Annotated in this window: 18 protein-coding genes; 1 reads left to right on the top strand and 17 read right to left on the bottom strand. The window is 70.2% G+C overall.

What is annotated here, in order from left to right:
• Positions 1–28 precede the first annotated feature (28 nt).
• On the bottom strand, positions 29–2371 hold the full coding sequence (locus ACFRAQ_RS24770; RefSeq protein ID WP_379103440.1) for an ATP-binding protein: 2343 nt from the start codon (positions 2369–2371) through the stop codon (positions 29–31).
• Positions 2372–2519: 148 nt separating this feature from the next.
• Here ACFRAQ_RS24770 and ACFRAQ_RS24765 point away from each other — a divergent pair, with 148 nt between their 5' ends.
• Positions 2520–2831: a hypothetical protein gene (locus ACFRAQ_RS24765; protein ID WP_379103438.1), complete on the top strand. Its 312-nt coding sequence runs from the start codon at positions 2520–2522 to the stop codon at positions 2829–2831.
• A 155-nt stretch (positions 2832–2986) separates the two neighbouring features.
• Here ACFRAQ_RS24765 and ACFRAQ_RS24760 read toward each other — a convergent pair whose 3' ends face one another.
• The 16 genes from ACFRAQ_RS24760 to ACFRAQ_RS24685 form a co-directional block, all read right to left on the bottom strand.
• Positions 2987–4123 carry an LLM class flavin-dependent oxidoreductase gene (locus ACFRAQ_RS24760; RefSeq protein WP_379103436.1) on the bottom strand — a complete coding sequence of 379 codons (1137 nt, stop codon included), beginning with the start codon at positions 4121–4123 and terminating at the stop codon, positions 2987–2989.
• Entirely contained in the window at positions 4120–4929 is an 810-nt protein-coding gene (locus tag ACFRAQ_RS24755; protein WP_379103434.1) for a DUF1684 domain-containing protein, read from the bottom strand. The genes ACFRAQ_RS24760 and ACFRAQ_RS24755 overlap by 4 nt, the downstream gene beginning before the upstream one ends.
• Positions 4926–6290 carry an NtaA/DmoA family FMN-dependent monooxygenase gene (locus tag ACFRAQ_RS24750; RefSeq protein ID WP_379103432.1) on the bottom strand — a complete coding sequence of 455 codons (1365 nt, stop codon included), beginning with the start codon at positions 6288–6290 and terminating at the stop codon, positions 4926–4928. The genes ACFRAQ_RS24755 and ACFRAQ_RS24750 overlap by 4 nt, the downstream gene beginning before the upstream one ends.
• A 12-nt stretch (positions 6291–6302) precedes the next feature.
• Positions 6303–7379 (bottom strand): LLM class flavin-dependent oxidoreductase, encoded by a 1077-nt coding sequence (locus ACFRAQ_RS24745; protein WP_379103430.1) that lies wholly within the window; start codon positions 7377–7379, stop codon positions 6303–6305.
• Positions 7379–9001 (bottom strand): dipeptide ABC transporter ATP-binding protein, encoded by a 1623-nt coding sequence (locus ACFRAQ_RS24740; protein WP_379103428.1) that lies wholly within the window; start codon positions 8999–9001, stop codon positions 7379–7381. The genes ACFRAQ_RS24745 and ACFRAQ_RS24740 overlap by 1 nt, the downstream gene beginning before the upstream one ends.
• Complete coding sequence (locus tag ACFRAQ_RS24735) at positions 8998–9852, bottom strand: ABC transporter permease (protein WP_379103426.1); 855 nt, start codon at positions 9850–9852, stop codon at positions 8998–9000. Before ACFRAQ_RS24735 ends, ACFRAQ_RS24740 begins: the two co-directional genes overlap by 4 nt.
• Positions 9845–10018 (bottom strand): hypothetical protein, encoded by a 174-nt coding sequence (locus ACFRAQ_RS24730; RefSeq protein WP_379103424.1) that lies wholly within the window; start codon positions 10016–10018, stop codon positions 9845–9847. The genes ACFRAQ_RS24735 and ACFRAQ_RS24730 overlap by 8 nt, the downstream gene beginning before the upstream one ends.
• Positions 10011–10970, bottom strand: a complete 960-nt coding sequence (locus tag ACFRAQ_RS24725; RefSeq protein WP_379103422.1) for an ABC transporter permease — start codon at positions 10968–10970, stop codon at positions 10011–10013. Before ACFRAQ_RS24725 ends, ACFRAQ_RS24730 begins: the two co-directional genes overlap by 8 nt.
• A 4-nt stretch (positions 10971–10974) precedes the next feature.
• Positions 10975–12609, bottom strand: a complete 1635-nt coding sequence (locus ACFRAQ_RS24720) for an ABC transporter substrate-binding protein (RefSeq protein WP_379103420.1) — start codon at positions 12607–12609, stop codon at positions 10975–10977.
• Positions 12606–13676 carry an LLM class flavin-dependent oxidoreductase gene (locus ACFRAQ_RS24715; protein WP_379103418.1) on the bottom strand — a complete coding sequence of 357 codons (1071 nt, stop codon included), beginning with the start codon at positions 13674–13676 and terminating at the stop codon, positions 12606–12608. The genes ACFRAQ_RS24720 and ACFRAQ_RS24715 overlap by 4 nt, the downstream gene beginning before the upstream one ends.
• Positions 13673–14176, bottom strand: a complete 504-nt coding sequence (locus ACFRAQ_RS24710; protein ID WP_379103416.1) for a GNAT family N-acetyltransferase — start codon at positions 14174–14176, stop codon at positions 13673–13675. Before ACFRAQ_RS24710 ends, ACFRAQ_RS24715 begins: the two co-directional genes overlap by 4 nt.
• Positions 14173–15159, bottom strand: a complete 987-nt coding sequence (locus tag ACFRAQ_RS24705) for an ABC transporter substrate-binding protein (RefSeq protein ID WP_379103413.1) — start codon at positions 15157–15159, stop codon at positions 14173–14175. Before ACFRAQ_RS24705 ends, ACFRAQ_RS24710 begins: the two co-directional genes overlap by 4 nt.
• Before the next feature lie 25 nt (positions 15160–15184).
• Positions 15185–15949, bottom strand: a complete 765-nt coding sequence (locus ACFRAQ_RS24700; RefSeq protein WP_379103411.1) for an amino acid ABC transporter ATP-binding protein — start codon at positions 15947–15949, stop codon at positions 15185–15187.
• Positions 15942–16823: an amino acid ABC transporter permease gene (locus tag ACFRAQ_RS24695; protein ID WP_379103408.1), complete on the bottom strand. Its 882-nt coding sequence runs from the start codon at positions 16821–16823 to the stop codon at positions 15942–15944. The genes ACFRAQ_RS24700 and ACFRAQ_RS24695 overlap by 8 nt, the downstream gene beginning before the upstream one ends.
• 46 nt (positions 16824–16869) lie before the next feature.
• Positions 16870–17418, bottom strand: a complete 549-nt coding sequence (locus ACFRAQ_RS24690; RefSeq protein WP_379103406.1) for a flavin reductase family protein — start codon at positions 17416–17418, stop codon at positions 16870–16872.
• A 114-nt stretch (positions 17419–17532) separates the two neighbouring features.
• On the bottom strand, positions 17533–18246 hold the full coding sequence (locus ACFRAQ_RS24685; protein ID WP_379103404.1) for a hypothetical protein: 714 nt from the start codon (positions 18244–18246) through the stop codon (positions 17533–17535).
• Between the last annotated feature and the right edge of the window lie 19 nt (positions 18247–18265).

The raw sequence follows: 18265 nt of genomic DNA, 5'->3' as shown, positions 1-18265 counted from the left end.
GTCCCCGCCGGGTGATCCCGGCGGGGACTTACGTCGTTTCCCCGCCCCGGAGGGCGTGATCGGTGGCGAACCATACGGCGACCTCGGCACGGCCGCTCGCCCCGAGCTTGCCCGCGATGTTGTGCACGTGCACCTCGGCCGTCCGCTCGGAAATCCCCAGCGCCCGGGCTATCTGGCGGTTCGTCCGGCCGCGCGCCACCAGCGCCGCCACCTCACGCTCACGCCTGGTGAGCAGCGGCTTGCCGGCTCGGTGTGGAATCGAGACGTCGAGATCGTCGAGGACCTCGGCGAGGTATCCGGCGGTGTCGGATCGCACCCGATCCGCACCGATCCGGCGATGTTCCGCGAAGGCCGCGGGACCGAGCGTGGCGACCGCGTTGCCGAATGTCTCTGTCAGCCACCGTATTCCGAACGGAACCGTCATGGCGCCGATCGTGGCGGCGAGAGCCTCGGCGGCGCCGAGCAATTCGGCCATGCGCGTGAGCCGGGAACCGCTCAACGCGACGGCGGACGCCACCATCAGACCGACGCTGGCTCCGTACAGTCCGCCGGCATCGAGGAAGGCGACCAGGCAGACCCGCGCCTCGGTCGTGGCCTCGTCGATCCGATCGGTGCGCCACGCCGCGACCGCACGAATCAGGGCCGCCCAGCCCAGGGCCTCACGATCCCCGATCACCCGCATGATCCGGTCGGCCGCCTCGGCATCGCGGGCGGCCGCGACATAGTCTTCCTTCCCGAGTTCGACGCCCGCGAGCATGACCAGGCCCCAACCGTGGGCCGGCCCCCCGGTCTCACCGGCCGCCGTGATGAGCGCCAGGGACTCGAGGATCAGACTCTCGGCAGGGGCCAGATCGTCGCCGAACGCTGCTGTGAGACCTCGATATTGCAGTGCACGCGCAAGACCACGATCGTCGTCGAGCCCTCGGAAGGTCGCCGCCGAGACATCGAGCGCCGCCGCCGCGGCCGCCCGGTCGCCATGGATCATCGCCAGGTCACCGACCCCGACGTGGGCCCAGGCGGTGAACCACTCGTCGACCTCACCGGATATCGCGAGGGCTGCCGCGAGCCACCGCAAGCCCTCCTGGAAATGACCGTGCAGCTGCCAGAAGTGCGGCAGCGCGCCGGCGAGCCGGATCGCGGTGTCGGCATCGCCGGACTCGATGCTGTGGGACAGCGCCGCACGCAGGTCGGGGTGCTGGGCCTCCAACCGGTTCGCCCAGGCGTGTTCCGCGTAGGTCCGGAACGCGGCGCCGGCGCGCTCGGCGAGATCGCGAAAGTAGGACGCGTGGATGTTCCGCAGTTCGCCCAGGTCCCCCGATTCGCGCAGATGCGCGCGGCCGTAGCTCTTCACCGTCTCCAGCAGGCGATAGGGCACCGGTCCCGCGGCGGGGTCGAACGAGACCAGCGATTTCGAGACGAGACCAGCGAGGAGTCCCGCGCAGTCCCCGTCGGACCGTGCGCAGCCGACTCCGTCCACCTCCTCGATTCCGAAGCTGCCCGCGAAGATCGCGAGTCGGTCGAACAATGTCTGCTCTGCCGGACTCAGCAGTCGGTAACTCCAGTCCATGGTGGCGACGAGGGTGCGATGGTGCCGGATGACGGCTCTGTTTCCACCGGTCAGCAGCCCGAACCGGTCGTCCAGATAGGCCGCGATCCGCTCGACGTCGAGCGATGCGGCTCTCGATGCCGCCAGCTCGATCGCCAGGGGAAGGCCGTCGAGATAGCGACAGATCCGCGCGGCCCCGGCAGCGGTCGCCGCGGTCATCGTCAGGTTCGGCTGCACCGCTCGAGCCCGCTCGAAGAACAGCGCGACGCTTTCCGTCCCGGTCACGACCGCGAGATCCTGATCGCCGGTCGCTGACGGCAGCGCGAGTCCTCCGACTCGCACAACGCCCTCACCCGGTATCTCGACGAGTTCCCGGCTCGTGGCCAGAATCCGCAACAGGCCGCAGCGCCCGAGCAACTCTGTCACCACGTTCGCTACGGACTCGACGACGTGTTCGCAATTGTCGAGCACGATCAGCGCGGCCGACGCTTCGAGACGGACCGCCAGGGAATCGGTGAGGGAACGCCGGCGATGCTCCGGAACCCCCACGGCTCCGGCGATCGCATGCGGCACCAGCGCGGGATCGGTGATCGAGGCGAGTTCGACCAACCAGCAGCCGTCCACGAAGTCATCGCTGCGCGCCAGCGCCACCTCGAGCGCGAGCCGACTCTTACCGGCGCCACCCGGCCCGGTGATGGTGATGAATCGATAGGTCTGGAAGAGGTCCCGGATCTTCGCGAGATCGGCGTGACGTCCGACGAAGCTCGACAGCGGCGTCGGGAGATTGTTCAGCGGAGGAGAGAACTCCCAATCGCTGGGCGTCACTGTCGGAGCCTACGCGTACTCCACCGGTGCCCGGAAGTACGTGATTCCCCCAATAGCGGTCCGACGCGGCCCGGACCGATTCTGATCTGGAGAGTCGGTCACAGCCCGGCGATCGTGACGGCATCGACAATCGATCGAGGTGAGAGCAATGAGTTGGGACAGCACACACGCATGGTGGCGGGCACTGCACGATGTGGCCGCGGAGATCGAACGCCGACGAGACGGCGAGTTGCCCTGGCGCCCGGAACACGCCACGGTATTCGGCGACCCGGGCGGACTGATCGCGGCGCTTCGCTACCGCTGGAACCTGACCGTGCAAGCGCACGAGGATGAACTCGCCGGCGCGGACGGTGAGGCGTGCGAGCGCGAGCTGATCGACGCCAATCAGGGTGTGTTGCAGGTCTTGCGGGCGGCCGGACATCGCGAAAAGGCCGCCGCGCCGGCGTTCGCCGCGGCCTGAATCCGTCGAACCTCGGTTCGCGCCCGGGAGGCCGGGCCGGATGGTCCACGATCCGGCCCGGCCCCGGGTCCCGCCCCACGCGCGAGGCCCTGTGCGCGCGGTGCGGGGTACCGCCACCCGCCCCGGAGTCCCCTTCCGGGCGGGCGGCGGTGGTCTCAGGCGGCGCGTGCCTGCGGGGTCAGCCCCCACTCACGCGCCAGCAGGCGGTGCGACCGCACCCGGTCCTCGTGGTCGAAAGCCACACTGGTGACCAGGATTTCGTCCGCGCCCGTCAGCTTGCGCAAGGCGTCGAGGCGTTCGGCGACGGTGGCCGGAGAACCCACCAACTGGGTGGTCACCCGATCGTCGACCAGCCGCTGCTGCGGACCCGACAGGGCGGGCGCGGTATCGGGATCGAGGTAGTCGGCCGCTCCCGCGCCGCTGCGGATCGAGTACACCCAATGCCCGTAGCTGGAGGCCAGGTGCCGCGCGGTGGCGTCGTCCTCGGCGACCAGCACATCGGCGGACACCACCAGGTAGGGCCGCGGGAAGCGGGCCGAGGGCCGGAACGCCGCCCGGTACGCCTCCACGGTCTCGACGATGGTGCCCGGCGACACGTGGTAGTTCGCCGCGAACGGCAGTCCGAATCGCCCTGCCAGTTGCGCGCTTTCGCCGCCGCTGCTGCCGAACAGCCACGGCTGCACCTCCGCGCCCGCACCCGGGACGGCGCGCAGTTCCACACCGTCGTCGGTCACGAAGCTGCCGTCGAGCAGCGCGAGGATCTCCTCGACCTGCTCGGTGTACGGCAGCGGCCGCGAACCCGGAAGGTGCAGGGTCTCCAAAGCCGCCTTCACCCTGGTGAAGTCGAGCAGCTGACCGGGGTAGAACGGCGGCGGGAGCACCACGCCGTCGCGGACCTCGGTGGGCCGCGGTGGGGCGGGCACCGGTGGCACGCCCGCGGATCGCAGCTGTTCGGCACGCTGCCCCGAGCGACCCAGCCCCAGGTCCAACCGGCCCGGGTAGAGAGCGTCGATGGTGCCGAAGGCCTCCACCACGGAGATCGAGGTGTGATGCCCGAGCTGCACGGCCGCCGAACCGACGCGGATGGTGTCGGTGGCCGCGGCGATCAGTCCGATGAGCGTCGTCGGCGCGGAGCTCGCGACCCGCACGAAGTGATGCTCCGCGACCCAGAACCGGTGGTAGCCCAGCCTTTCCGCCTGCCGGGCCAGGTCGACGGTATTGCGGAGGGCCTGGCGGGGCGTCGAGCCCGCGCTGATCGGCGACAGGTCCAGCACCGAGAGCGGAATGGTCACAGCGACCGCCCCCGCCGCGGATCCTGTTCGCCCGCTTCGACGGCCAGCGGCAGCCGGTTCTCCGCCGGGGCGATCGGGCAGGTCGCGTAGTCGGTGAAGGCGCAGGGCAGGTTGACCGCGCGATTGAAGTCGAGCAGCAGGCTGCCGTCCGCCGCGGGCCGGGACAGATCCAGTCGCCGCGCGCCGCCGTAGGTGGTGACACCGCTGGTGGCGTCGGTGAACAGCACGTGCAGGCCGAGGGCCTCGCTGCCGAACACCACCAGTTCGCGGCGCTCGCCGTCCAGGTCGAAAGTGACTGTGCCGGTGGCGGTGTGGTGATGCTCCAGACCCTCCACGACCGCGCCGGTGGTGACGACCCGAGTCTGTGCGAAGGGCTCGAAATAGCCGGTCACGATCCACCGCTGCCGCGGTTCGTAGACGGGGATCTCGGTGAATGCCGCCAGGGTCGGCGCGGCCGGATCGTGCACACGCAGCGCGAACTGCCCGGTCCGCCGGATCACCTCGATGATGCGGTCACCGGTGTGGATCTGGAGACCCGGCGCTCCCTCGCCGGGCGTGATCGCGGCCTCGCCGCTCAGCGCCACCCCGTCCAGCGACAGCTCGGGCTGGTCCGAATCGACCGTGACATAGACGTTCTCGCTGTCCGCGTGCCACCGGCCGGGCAGCCCGTCGACCGTCTCCGGGTCGGCCCCCAGCCAGTGCAGCCCGGTGAGGCTGAGCCAGCCCAGGGGTTGGCGCGCCCAGGCGGCGCGTTCGGTGCGGAAGGCGGCCCACTGCTGGTCGTAGGTGGTTTCGATGGCGGTCATGAGGCGCGTACTCCTTCGGTGCCGTGATGGGGGTGGCGCAGGCCCAGGTGTTCACGCAGGGTCGCGCCGGTGTACTCGGTGCGGAAGCTGCCCAGGGACTGCAACTCCGGGACGACCTTGTCGACGAATTCGTCGAGCCCGGCCGGGGTCAGATGCGGGACCAGGACGAACCCGTCCGCGGCATCGGATTGCACGTAGCGGTCGATCTCGGCGGCCACCTGCCGGGGCGTGCCGACGAACTGCTGGCGGGCGGTGGTGGCGATGATGAGGTCGCGGATGGAGAGCTGCTCGGCGGCGGCCTTGGCCCGCCAGGCCTCGGCGACGGCGAGCGGGTCACGGGCGTGGCGCACCCGCCCGCGGGTGATGGTCGCGTCGTCCACCGGGTCGATGTCGGGCAGCGGGCCGTCCGGGTCGTAGGCGGAAAGGTCACGGCCCCAGACCTGTTCGAGGAAGGCGATGGCGGTCTGCGGCGTCACCTGCTGCCGCCGGATGTACCGGGCGCGTTCGGCGGCGTCCTCGACGGTGTCGCCGAGCACGAAGGCGGCGGCGGGCAGGATCTTCAGGTCGTCACGGGCCCGGCCGTACTTGGCGAGCCGGTCCTTCACGTCGCGGTAGAAGCGCTGCCCGTCCTCGAGTTCGCCGTGCGCGCTGAAGATGACATCGGCCTTGGCGGCGGCGAATTCGCGGCCTTCGTCGGAGTCGCCCGCCTGGATCTGCACCGGGTAGCCCTGCGGTCCACGGGGCAGGACGAACTGGCCTTCGATCTCGAACTGGTCGCTGCTGATCCGGGCCTGCGGAACGGGCTGGGCGAAAACGCCGCGCTCCCGGTCGATCACGAGGGTGTCGGCGGGCCAGCTGTCCCACAGCGCGCGGGTGGCCTCGACCACCTCGTGTGCGCGGGTGTAGCGCTTGGCGTGCTCCAGATAGCCGCCGCGCCGGAAGTTCTCGCCGGTGAAGGCGTCCGAGGAGGTCACGGCGTTCCACGCGGCGCGGCCGCCGGACAAGTGGTCCAGCGAGGCGAATTGCTTTGCCAGTTCGAACGGTTCGTTGAAGGTGGTGTTGATCGTCCCGGCCAGCCCGAGGCGGGTGGTGACGGCCGCCAGCGCGTTGAGCACCGTGAAGGTGTCGGGCCTGCCGACCACGTCCAGGTCGTGGATGCGGTCGCGGTGTTCCCGCAGCCGCAGCCCCTCGGCGAGGAAGAAGAAGTCGAACAGGCCGCGTTCGGCGGTGCGGGCCAGGTGCACGAAGGAGTCGAAGTCGATCTGGCTGCCCGAGTCCGGGTCCGTCCAGACGGTGTGGTGGTTGACGCCCGGGAAGTGGGCGGCCAGGTGAATCTGCTTGCGTATCCGATGATCCGGCATGGCGGTGACTCCTCAAGCGTGGGCGTAGCGGCCGGCGGGTCGGGGCAGCCCCAGCCGCTCGCGCAGGGTGGGGGTGAGGGCTTGCAGCTGCGGCAGGGCGGCGGCGAGCGCCAGCGGGCGCAGCACCACGCCGTCGGCGGCGCAGTCGGTTTCGATGCGGCGCAGGATGTCGCGCAGTTCCGCGGGGGTGCCGATGTGGAAGACGGTGGCCGGGGCGGGCGAGGCGCTCCAGTCCTCCAGTTCGGCGACTGCGAGGGCGGCGGCGTCCGCGGTGTCGGCGAGATGGATGTCGAGGTCGAGCAGCACCCGCACCCGGTTCGGGTCGCGTCCGGCGGCGGCGATGGCGGACCGCAGTTCGGAGCGGGTGGCGGCGGCGGTCGCGAGATCCGGTGCGGCGATCCGGATCAGGTCGGCGCGGTGCACGCCGACCCGGGTGCTGTGCGGGTCGGCCGCGCGCACCGCGACCGGCGGCTGCCCCTGCGGCGGACGCGGGGTGATGGACGGTCCCTTCACCGAGAAGTGCTCACCCGCGAAGTCGATGTAGTGCAGCCGGTCGCGGTCGATGAACCGGCCGGTGGCCTGGTCGCGGATCTCGGCGTCGTCCTCCCAGCTGTCCCACAGCCGGGTCACCACCTCGACCGCCTCGTCCGCCTCCTCCCAGCGGGAGCGGTCGTCCTGTTCGGGTTTGCGGCCGAACAGCCGCGCCTCCCCCGCCCCGACGGACACCTCCCAGCCCGCCCGGCCCGCGGTCGCGAAGTCCAGGCTGGCAATGGCTTTGGACAGGTGGAAGGGCTCGGTGTGGGTGACCGAGGCCTGCGGGATCAGGCCGATGCGCCGGGTCTCGGCGGCGGCGCGCGCGGCCACCGCCACCGCGTCCAGGCGGCCGATGGCCCCGGCGGATTGCAGGGTGAAGGAGTCCGGCAGGAACGCCAGCTCGATTCCCGCGTCCTCGGCGGCGCGCAGCGCGTCCACCCAGTACCGGGCGTCGAAGAGGTCCTCGGCGCGGGAGTCGGCGCGCCGCCAGGAGGCGGGGTGCGCGCCGGTGCCGGACAGTTCCAGGCCCAGCAGCAGCGGAGTCGGATGCGGCATCAGGCTGTCCTTTCGAGCGGTAGCGGGTGATCGGGGGTGGCCGCCCGGGGGACGGCCGCGAGCAGTTCACGGGTGTAGGCGTGTCGCGGTCGGTCGAAAACCTCGGCGGTCGCGCCGATTTCGACGACACCGCCCTGGCGCATGACGGCGACACGATCGGCCAGGCGACGGACCACGGCCAGGTCGTGGGAAATGAACAGGTAGGCCAGGTCCAGTTCGGTCTGGAGTCGTTCGAGCAGGTCGAGGATCTGCGCCTGCACCGAGACGTCCAGGGCCGAGACCGGTTCGTCGAGCACGACCAGTTCGGGGCGCGGGGCCAGCGCGCGGGCGATGGCGACCCGCTGCCGCTGCCCGCCGGACAACTCCGCCGGGCGCCGATCCAGGAAGGCGGCGGGCAGCGCGACCTGATCCAGCAGTTCGGCCACCGCGGCGCGACGGCCGCGCCGATCGCCGATGCCGAACGCCTGCAAGGGTTCCGCCACGATCCGTCCGACCGTCAGCTTCGGGTTCAGCGAGACGTACGGGTTCTGGTAGACGACCTGGACGCGACGGCGCAGCGCCCGCAGGTCCGAACCGCGCAGGGCGGTGACGTCCTGCCCGTCGAAGGTGACGGCGCCCGCGTCGGGCGGGGTCAGCCGGGCGATGATGCGGGCCGTGGTCGACTTGCCCGAGCCGGATTCGCCTACCACGGCCAGGGTTTCACCACGATGGACCTCCAAGGACACGTCGTTCACCGCGTCGACGGTGAAATCCCTGGTGACACGGAAGGACTTGTGCAGACCGGTCGCGGCCAGCAGCGGGGTCCCGTGTTCGCGAACCGGACGCGCGGGCTGATCCGCGCCGAGGCTCGGGACGGCGGCGATCAACCGCCGCGTGTACTCGTGTCGCGGATTGCCCAATACCTCCGCCGCCGTGCCGGTCTCGACGATCAGGCCGTCCCGCATCACCGCGATGCGGTCCGCGCGTTCGGCCGCGACCGCCAGGTCGTGGGTGATGAGCAGCACCGCCGTTCCCGATTCCGTGGTCCGCGCGGCCAGTAGATCGAGAATGCGGCGCTGCACGGTGACATCGAGCGCGCTGGTCGGCTCATCGGCGATCACCAGTTCGGGCCCGCAGGCCAGCGCGATCCCGATCAGTACCCGCTGCCGCTGTCCGCCCGACAGGTCCTGGGGATACTGGCGCGCCCGCAACGCGGGACGATCCAGCCCGGCCTGGTCGAGGATCTCGATTGCCGCGAGGTCGGCGGTGCGGCGATCGGCCCGGCCGTGGACGCGCAATACCTCGCCCACCTGCCGTCCGATGCGCAGCACCGGATTGAGCGAGGTGCCCGGATCCTGAGGGACGAGCCCGATGCGCGCGCCGCGAATCCGTTGCAGCGCACGCGGAGACGCCCGGTCGATCCGCTCCCCGTCGAAGGTGATCGCCCCGCCGGTGATCACGCCGCCGTGGAGCAGCCCGATCACCGCGTGCGCGAGAGTGGATTTGCCCGAACCCGATTCACCCACCAGCGCGAGCGTCTCCCCGCGCCGGATCTCGAGCGAGACACCGCGCACGGCGGGTGTCGCGCCGCCGCGACCCCGATACTCGACCTGTAGCCCCTCGATGTTCAACAGCTCGGTCATCGGGCCTCCTTCTGCATGGCGCGGGCGATCCGCTGGGTGGACAGCACCAGCACGACGATGACCAGCCCCGGCAGGGTGGTCAGCCACCACGCGGTGGCCAGGTAGCCGCGGCCCTCCGACACCAGCGAGCCCCATTCCGGCGTGGGCGGCACCGCGCCGTAGCCGAGGAAGCTCAGCGACGCCACGAACAGGGTCACCACCCCGAAGTCGACGGCGGCCAAGGCCGCCACCGGCCCGTACGCATTGCGCAGGATGTGGCGGAACAACACGATGTGCCAGCGCACACCGGACGCGAACGCGGCCTCCACGTAGGGCGCGTTGCGCACCCGCAGTACCTCGCCGCGCATCACCCGGGCGAACCTCGCGATCAGCGAGATCCCCACGGCGATGGCCACATTGCGGGTGCCCAGCCCCAGCACGGTGATGGTGGCCAGGGCGAGCAACATGTCGGGAATCGAGAGCACCACATCGACCGCGCGCATGATCGCGGTGTCGACCACGCCGCCCGCCGCACCCGCGACCAGCCCGATCAAGGCACCGGTCACCAGCCCGATCAGCACCGCGAACACGGTCGCGCTCAACGACAGTGCCGCGCCGTGCACCACCCGGGTGTAGAGGTCGCGCCCGAGATTGTCGGTGCCGAACCAGTGCTGGAGGCTGGGGCCGCGCAGGGGATCGCCGCTCGCGAACACGGCCGGGGCGACGGCCCAGGCGCACACCAGCGCGACGACCGCGCCCGCCGCGACGGTTCCCGGATTGCGCCGCGCCCACGACGCGGCGGCCGTCCCGCCGGCGATGGCCTCGCGGCGGAACGTCCGGTCGGACTCGGGTCGGAGTGCCAGGTCAGACATCGGACCACTCGTCATCCGCGTCCCAGAAGGCGATGCCCGGGTCCAGCAGGGGGTGGGTCAGGGTGACGACCCGCAGCGTCGATCGCGGTCCGCGCGAGCAGCCGCGCAGTCGCGCGCGCAGATCGCGGATCACATGCCGGGGCGGGGTCGGCGAACGGTCAGGCATGAGCACGCTCCTTCGTCGAGTTCCGTTGCACCACACGGGGGTCGAGCAGGGGGTAGGCGAGATCGACCAGCAGATTGACGGTCACGAAGGCGAGGGCGGCGAACACGACGATGCCCTGGACCACCGGGATGTCCTGGCGCAGGACCGATTCCTGCGCCAGTCGGCCGATACCCGGGCGGGAGAACACCGTCTCGGTGACCACCGCCCCGGCCAGCACGGTGCCGGTCCACAATCCCGACACGGTCAGCGCGGGGGCGGCGGCCGGGCGCAGGACGTGGCGCAGCTGCACCCACCAGCGGGACGCGCCCTTGGCGAAGGCGACCTCGACGAACGGCTGCCGCCAGGTCGCGACCAGGCTCGCGTGGAGGACCTGGGCGATGACCGCCCCCACCGGGATGGCCAGGGTGATCGCGGGCAGGATGGTCCCGCCGAATCCGGCGCCGCCGAACGCGGGCACCAGCTTCAACCGGAACGAGAACAGCTGTAGGAGCAGCAATCCCACCCAGAAGCCCGGCATCGACGCCCCGACCGCGGGCAGCGAGGTGAGCAGCCCGCGCAACCGGGGACGCTCGGTGTACGCGGCCGCCAGGGCCAGCGCCCCACCGGCCGCCACGGCCAGCAGCAGCCCGATCGCCGCCAGCGCCAGGGTCGAGGGCAGCGCGTCGCCCAGCGCCCCGGTGACGGTCTGGCCGGTGGAGATGGAGTGACCGAGATCGCCGCGCACCGCGTGCGACAAGGCCGTCCAGTACTGGGCCCACAACGACTGGTCGAGACCGTAGCGGGCCCGCATCTCCGCGATCGCCGCGGCGTCGACGGGCGTGCCGGTGGCCGCGTCGGCCGCCAGCGCCACCGGGTCGCCGGGCAGCAGGTACAGCCCGGCGAAGGACAGCGTGAACGCCGCCCACAGCACGCCGATCGCCTGCAGCACCCGTCCGATAACGTAGCGGCCCATGGGTTTACCGCGCCAGCCAGGTGTCGTGGAACTGCAGTCGCGCCGAGGCCTCGAACTTCACCCCGGCCACCGCCTTGCCGACGCCGATGGCCTGCGAGAGTTCGATGGTCGGGATCCACAGGCCCTGGTCGAGGACCGCGGTCTGGGCGTCGCCGATGATGCGGGCGCGCGCGGCCGGATCGGTGGCCGACAACTGTTGGGCGAGCAGGGCGTCGAGGGGTTCGGCGGGGCCGCGAGCGTTCAGGTTGCGCTGGTCGACGGCGAAGGTGGTGCGCAGGATGTCGCCGTCCGCGCGGGTCGAGTTGTAGTAGTTGAAGTCGAAGTCCTTGGTGTTCTGGCGCACCGTCGATTCCGCCACCGACAACGGTTCCAGCCGCAGGTCGAAGCCGACCGCCCGCAGCTGCTGCTGGGTCAGCTCGAGAATGGCCTGATTGGCCGAGAACACGGGGGCGAAGATGACGCCCGCGCTCAGCCGCTGCCCGTCCTTGACCCGGATGCCGTCCGCGCCCGGCACCCAGCCCGCCTGGTCGAGCTGCTTCTTCGCGGCGTCCGGGTCGAACTTCACCCGGGCCGAAAGATCCACGTAGCCGGGGGTTTTGGAGGCGAGCACGCTGCTGGCCGGCTTGAATTGCGGCCCGAGCACGGTGTCCACCAGTTCCTTGCGGTTGATGGCGGGCAGCAGCGCGGCCCGGACCGCCGGATCGCGCAGCACGCCCCGGGTCACATTGGCCTGCAAGCCGAACGGGACGCCCGGGTTGGCGGTGAACTGCACGCGACCGCCGCCGCCCTCGATCTGCGCCACATCCTGCGGCAGCGCGTCGCTGATGGCGTCGAGCTGGCCGGAGGCGAGGCTGCCGGTGCGCACCCCGGACTCGGGGACCACGGTGAACACGATCTTGTCCAGCTGCGCCTCGCCCTGACTGGCGAACACCGCGGAGCCCCAGGCGTACCCGGCCCGCTTGGCCAGGGTGGCGGAGGCGTTCTGCTTCCACTCGGCGTAGGTGAACGGGCCGCTGCCGACATTGGTCCCCAGGCAGCGCTCCTCGGCGGCCTTGGCGGCGGTGGCCTCGGACTGGATGCCCAGCTGCGGGGTCGAGGTCGCCTGCAGGAACTGGGCGTTCGGCCCGGCGAAGTCCACCCGCACGGTGCGCGGATCCAGCGCCGTACTGCCCGCGTACCCGGCCAGGTAGCTCGCGGCCAGCGGCGCCTTCGCGCCGCCGAGCGCGACGATCGAATCGAAGTTCCGGCGCACCGAGTCCGCGGTGAGCGGGGTGCCGTCGCTGAAGGTGACGCCGTCGCGCAGATGGAAGGTGAACGACCTGGCATCCGGGGAGACGGTCCAGGTGTCGGCCAGCCACGGCTTCAGCTGACCGGTCTCCGGGTCCTGATCGACCAGCGAGTCCACCACCTGCCGGGTCACGTAGATCGTCTGATTGGTCGACGACTGCGCGGGATCGGAGCAGGTCGGGGCCGATGACAGGCCGTAGCGGAGGGTGCCGCCCGCCTGCGGCGGACCCGCCGGCTCACCGCTGCCGGTGGCGGCGTCCCCGCCGCCGCACCCGGCGAGCGTGACGGCGGCGGCGAACATTCCCGCCAGGGCCACGGGGCGGGTGGTGCGCGCGAGCAGGGAACGGGTCATCGGGGGTCTCCAACGGGGTAACGGTCGGCGCCGAGCGGCCGGCTCGGAATGCGGCGGCGGAGTTCGGGGGCGACCTCGGCCTGGAACAGCTCGAGGCTGTCGCGGTGCTCGGCCTCGGTCCGGCCGTCCGCGTCCGCGCTGAGGTGGATGACCTCGTGGCCGAATCGCTCGTGATAGCGGCTCACCTTGTCCAGCACCTGCTCCGGGCTGCCGATGAGCGCCGAGGACCGGGCCGCGAAGTCCTCGACGGAGGTGAACACGATGGGCACGTCGAACTTCCGCGCCACCGCCTGCCGCGCCTCGAAGACCGGCCGATACCGGTCGAGCGCCTCCTGCGAGGTCCGGGTCACCAGGAACCCCGCCGTGCCCGCGCCCACCAGCGCCTCGGCCGGGTCGTGGCCGTAAGCCGCCCAGCGTTCCCGGTAGTGGTCGATCAGTTCGGCGTACGGCTCGATCGGGTACGTGACGTTCGCGGAGAACAGCGGATCACCGTGCAGTGCCGCGTAATCCGCGGATTCACGACTGGTGGCGCTGCCGTGCCAGATGCGCAGCCGCGGCTGCAACGGCCGGGGCAGCGCCTTGGCCTCGGTCAGCGCGGGCCGGAACCGGCCCGACCAGGTGACGCTGTCGCTGTCCCACAGCTTCCGGAACAGTTCATAGCCTTCGCGATTGCGATCCCACTGGTCGTCGGTGGTGACGTGGAACAGCTTGGCCTGCGCCGCGCCGTTGCCCTTCCCGATGATCAGTTCCAGCCGGCCGTCGGACAGATTGTCCAGCGTCGAATAGTCCTCGAAGGCGCGCACCGGATCCAGCAGGCTGAGCGTGGTGACACCGGTGAACAGCGCCAGCCGCGAGGTGACGGCCGCGAGGTGGCTGAGCACCACCGGCGGGGCCGCGGAGATGAACGGATCCTCGTGCCGCTCCCCCACCGCGAAGCCGTCGTAGCCGAGTTCCTCGGCCAGGCGCGCGCTGTCGACGACCCGCCGCAACCGCTGCCGCGGCGACTCGGTCCCGCCGGTCACCGGGTCCGGAGTGTGGGTGATCAAGGTCAGCAGCAGGAATTTCATGCCGGGATCGCCTGCTCTCCGGCCTCGATGAACTTCTCGAACGGGTGCACGTAGCCGACTTCCTTGCGAACGTCACGCGGCAGCGCGGTGTAGCCGGCCGCCGTGTACAGGGCGACGGCCTCCGGCTGACGCGGCCCGGTGGTCAAATAGATGCGCGTGTAGCCGCGCCGCGCGATCTCGGCCTCCAGCTGATCGAGCACAAAGCGCCCCAGCCCTTTTCGCCGGTGCTCGGCGGCGGTCCAGATCCGCTTGAGCTCGGCGGTCTCGGCGTCGTACCGCTGGAACGCGCCGCCCGCCACCGTTTCCCCGTTATCCACAACTATCAACAGGTCGCCCTGTGGAGGAGCGAAGTGACTGGCCGAATACCCGGTCAGATCCGCGTGCACCTCCCCCGGCGTCCCGCCGTACCGGCTGCTGTACTCGATGGCCAGCTCCGCCAGCAGCGGCGCGGCCAGGGGATCGTGTTGCCCGACATGGAAAACCCTGCGCGACATGCTCATCCCTTCTTCTTGGGCAGTCCGGGCGGATTGATCCGCGACTGCGGCACGGCCTCGCCGCCCAGACCCCAGCGGTCCAGCACCTGCTTGTAGAGCCCGTTGTCGATGGCGTACTGGATGGCGGCCCGCAGCGGACCGGCCAGACCGTTGTCCTTCTTGGTGAGGACCCCGATCTCGGCCTGGAGCGCGTCACCCGCGCCGGAGAGGGTGGTGACCACCTTGGTCTGGCCGGCGGAGGCGGCGTGATACTGCGCCGACGGGTTGGGGCCGAGGTAGCCGTCCAATCGGCCCGAGGACAGCGCCAGGTAGTAGTCGCTGGTCTTCTCGTAGTAGGCGAGATCGATCTTGGGCAGGCCCGCGGCGATATTGTCCTCGTTCCACTTCACCAGCAGCTGCTCCTGGTTGGTGGCGGTTCCGACGCCGATCGTCTTGCCCGCCAGCGACTTCCGGTCCTGATAGGTCCAGGTCGCGTCCTTGGGCACTTCCAACGCGATATTGTCCAGGCGGTAGGTGGCGAAGTCGTACTTCTCCTTGCGCTCCTCGGTGACGGTGACATTGCTGATGAAGACGTCCGCCTCACCCGAGTCGACCTTCACGAAGTTCTGCGCCCAGTCCCCGATGCGGGTCTCCACTTTCAGGCCGAGCAGGTCGGCGAGCAGGTAGGAGATGTCGGCGTCGGAACCGATGGGGGTGCGGTCGTCGGTGGCGTAGAAGCGCAGCGGCGGTGTCGCACCTACCGATCCGGTCACCACCAGCGTCCCGCGATCCCGCACGGCGGCGGGCAGCTGCGCCGCGAGAGCGTCCACCTTGGCGGCGTGCACCCGGCCGGACTGCGCCGGGGACAGGTCGTAGCTCAGTCCGTTGACGGTATTGGAGGCGGGAGCGTCACTGTCGCCGTCCTTGCCACAGGCGCTCGCCGCGAACAGGCCGAGCACGGTGAGTGCGGCGAGTGCGGTGATCCGTCTGCGACGGTGCGCCTGAGGCATGGGAGGTTCCTTCGTGGTCGATCGGTCAGAGGACGTGTGCGAGAAAGGCTTTGGTGCGCGGATGGGTCGGGGCATCGAGCACCTGCGCGGGCGGGCCCTGCTCGACGATGCGGCCGGCGTCCATCAGCACCACGGTGTCGGCGACCTCGCGGGCGAAACCGATCTCGTGGGTGACGATCACCAGGGTCGAGCCGGCGCGCGCGAGATCCCGGATCACCTCGAGCACCTCGCCGACCAGCTCCGGATCCAGCGCCGAGGTGGGCTCGTCGAACAGCACCACCTCCGGCCGCAGCGCCAGCGCCCGCGCGATGGCGACCCGCTGCCGTTGCCCGCCGGACAGGCGGCTCGGGTACTCGTCGGCCTTGTCCGCCAACCCGACTCGCGCCAGCAGGTCGAGCGCCTCGGTGTTCACCTCGGCCTTGGCGCGCCGCTGGGCGGCCACCGGCGCCAGCGCGACATTCTCCCGGACCGTCAGGTGCGGAAAGAGATTGAAGTTCTGGAACACGAAACCGATGCGCGCCCGCTGCCGCAGAATGTCGCGCTCGCGCAGTTCGTAGAGCTTGCGACCCTTGCGGCGGTATCCGACCAGCTCGCCGCCCACACGCACGGTGCCGGCGTCCACCTGTTCGAGGTGATTGATGGTGCGCAGCAAGGTGGACTTGCCCGAACCCGACGGACCCAGGATGACCGTGACCTCGCCGGGACGGACCGTCAGATCGATGCCCGACAACACCTCGGTGCGGCCGAAAGACTTTCGGATGCCGCGCAATTCGATCGCGTAGTCACTCATCGCCGGTCCCTCTCGCGAAGCGCCGCTCGATATAGAACTGAATGACGCTGAGCACCGTGGTCAGCAGGATGTACCAGGCGGTTGCCACCATCAGCATCGGCACCACGCGGCCGTTGCGGCCGTAGATCACCTGGACCTGATAGAACAGCTCGGCGATCGCCATGGTCGAGACGATCGAGGTGCCCTTGAAGAGACTGATCACCTCATTGGCGGCATTCGGCAGAATTCCGCGCATGGCCTGCGGCCCGACGATAGTGAAGAACTGCCGCCGCCACGGCAGCCCGAGCGACCGCGCCGCCTCCCATTGCCCGGCGTCCACCGAGATGATGCCGGCCCGGATGATCTCCGCCGAATACGCCGCCTGATGCAACGCCAAACCGATGACGGCCGCACTGAATCCGCTGATCACGCCATTGGTCTGAAAACGCACGAACTCGGGGCCGAAAGGAATTCCCAGCGACAGCGTTTTGTACAGATAAGCCAGGTTGAACCAGAACAGCAGCTGCACGATCAGCGGAATCGAGCGGAACGCCCAGACATAGGTCCACGCGATCGCTTTCAGCACCGGATTCTTCGACAGGCGGCCGACAGCCAGCCAGACGCCGAGGAAGAACCCGAGCAGGGTGCCCCAGAAAGTCAGTTCCAGAGTCACTTTCAGCGCCGACAACACCGATTTCGCGGTGATGTACCGCGCGAACGTGCCCCAGTCCCAGCCCGGATTGGTGATCAGACCGTGCGCGAACTGCGCGACCAGCACCAGGGCGACCACCCCCGTGACCCAGCGCCAGGGGTGGCGGGTGCGGACGACGGGCAGATCTCCGTCCTCGGCTCCGGTGGCCGCCACCGTCTGCGCGGATACCGCCAGGGTGCTCATGGACAATGACGATACGAAGCCCGGCACCCCCTGTCGCCGGTCCGGCTCAGGCTGAATTCAATTGCGCCTCAACCGATTTCCCGGAAAGTGCGCGGAAATCACTGCGATGGAAGACCAGGGGCTCCGACTCCGGGCTGACGCTCACCCGATGCACCCGCAGCAGCACCACGGCGTGATCGCCCGCCGGAACCTGCTCGTACACCGAGGTTTCCAGCCAGGCTGTCGCCCCCGCCACGAACGCGGCGTTGCCGTTCCCGCCCCGCAGCTCCACATCCCGGAACCGGTCTCCACGCTTGGAGCTCAGACCTCGCGCCGCGCTCTCCTGGTCGCTGCTGAGCAGACTCAATCCCAATCGGCTCGCCTGCTCCAGCCGCGGCCAGGTCTCCGACGAGTACTGAATGCACACCGACACCAGCGGCGGATCCAGCGATACCGGCACGAAAGTGCTGGCCACCAGCCCGTGCGGCGTTCCACCGAGCCGGGCGCAGAGCGCCACCACACCACTGGGGAAGTGCGCGAAGGTCTTCCGGAGATCGGTCCCGTCGACCGGAGTGAGCGCGGCTGCCGCGCCGTGAATCGAGGTCAGGTCACCCATCGATCCACTCCAGCATCGGCCGCGGCGCGGCGACAGGATTGGGCTCACGCCGATTACAACGACGAACCCCGCCCGGCGGGCGCCGGACGGGGTTTCGGGGTGCTGCTGTGCGACCTACTTCGGCGCGACCAGGTGCGGCTGGTTGATGGTCACGAAGTAGTTGTAGGCGGAGGCGATCGCGACCGGGGCGGTCACGAGCAGGTTGCCCGCGATGGTGCCCAGGAAGCCGACGGTGCTCGCGCCGATGAAGCAGCCGGCCAGCGGGCCGACACCGAACATCGTGGCCAGCGGGGCCGTCGCGGCGGCGAAGACGACCGCGCCCATGGCGCAACCGACGGCCGCGCCGCCGAGGCCACCGACCAGAGTGCCGACGGTGGCGCCCAGCGAGATGGTGTCCTTCATGCGGTTCCAGGCGGCCTGCTCACGGTCGTAGTCCGACTTCCACGGAGCCTGGTCCTCGTAGGGCAGGTTGACGTCCTTGGCCTCGGCGACCGGCTTGTAGGTCGCGTGGTCCATGTCGTACTGCGGGGTGAGGGTCGCGGTGTGGTCGGCGATCTCCGCGGCGATCGGGAACTCGAAGTCGTCCACGCGGAAGTTCAGCGGCATACCGGCCACGACGGTGCCGTCCACGGCCTTGATCTTGAAGACACCGTTCTCGACGACCAGCGAGCCGGAGTCGGTCCGGATGACGCTATTGGTCTCGGAAGTGGTTGCGGTGTAATTGATCACGCCGTTGTCGGCGGCCGGAGCGGCGTTGACGGTACCGGCGGTGACGCCCAGGGCAGCGGACACCAGGGCCGCGGTCGCGGCGAAAGTCTTGAAGCGCATTTCTCGGTTTTCCTCATCA

The sequence above is a fragment of the Nocardia sp. NPDC056611 genome, from assembly GCF_042792755.1.
Classification (GTDB): Bacteria; Actinomycetota; Actinomycetes; order Mycobacteriales; family Mycobacteriaceae; genus Nocardia.
This window is presented reverse-complemented; position numbering and strand designations above follow the sequence as displayed.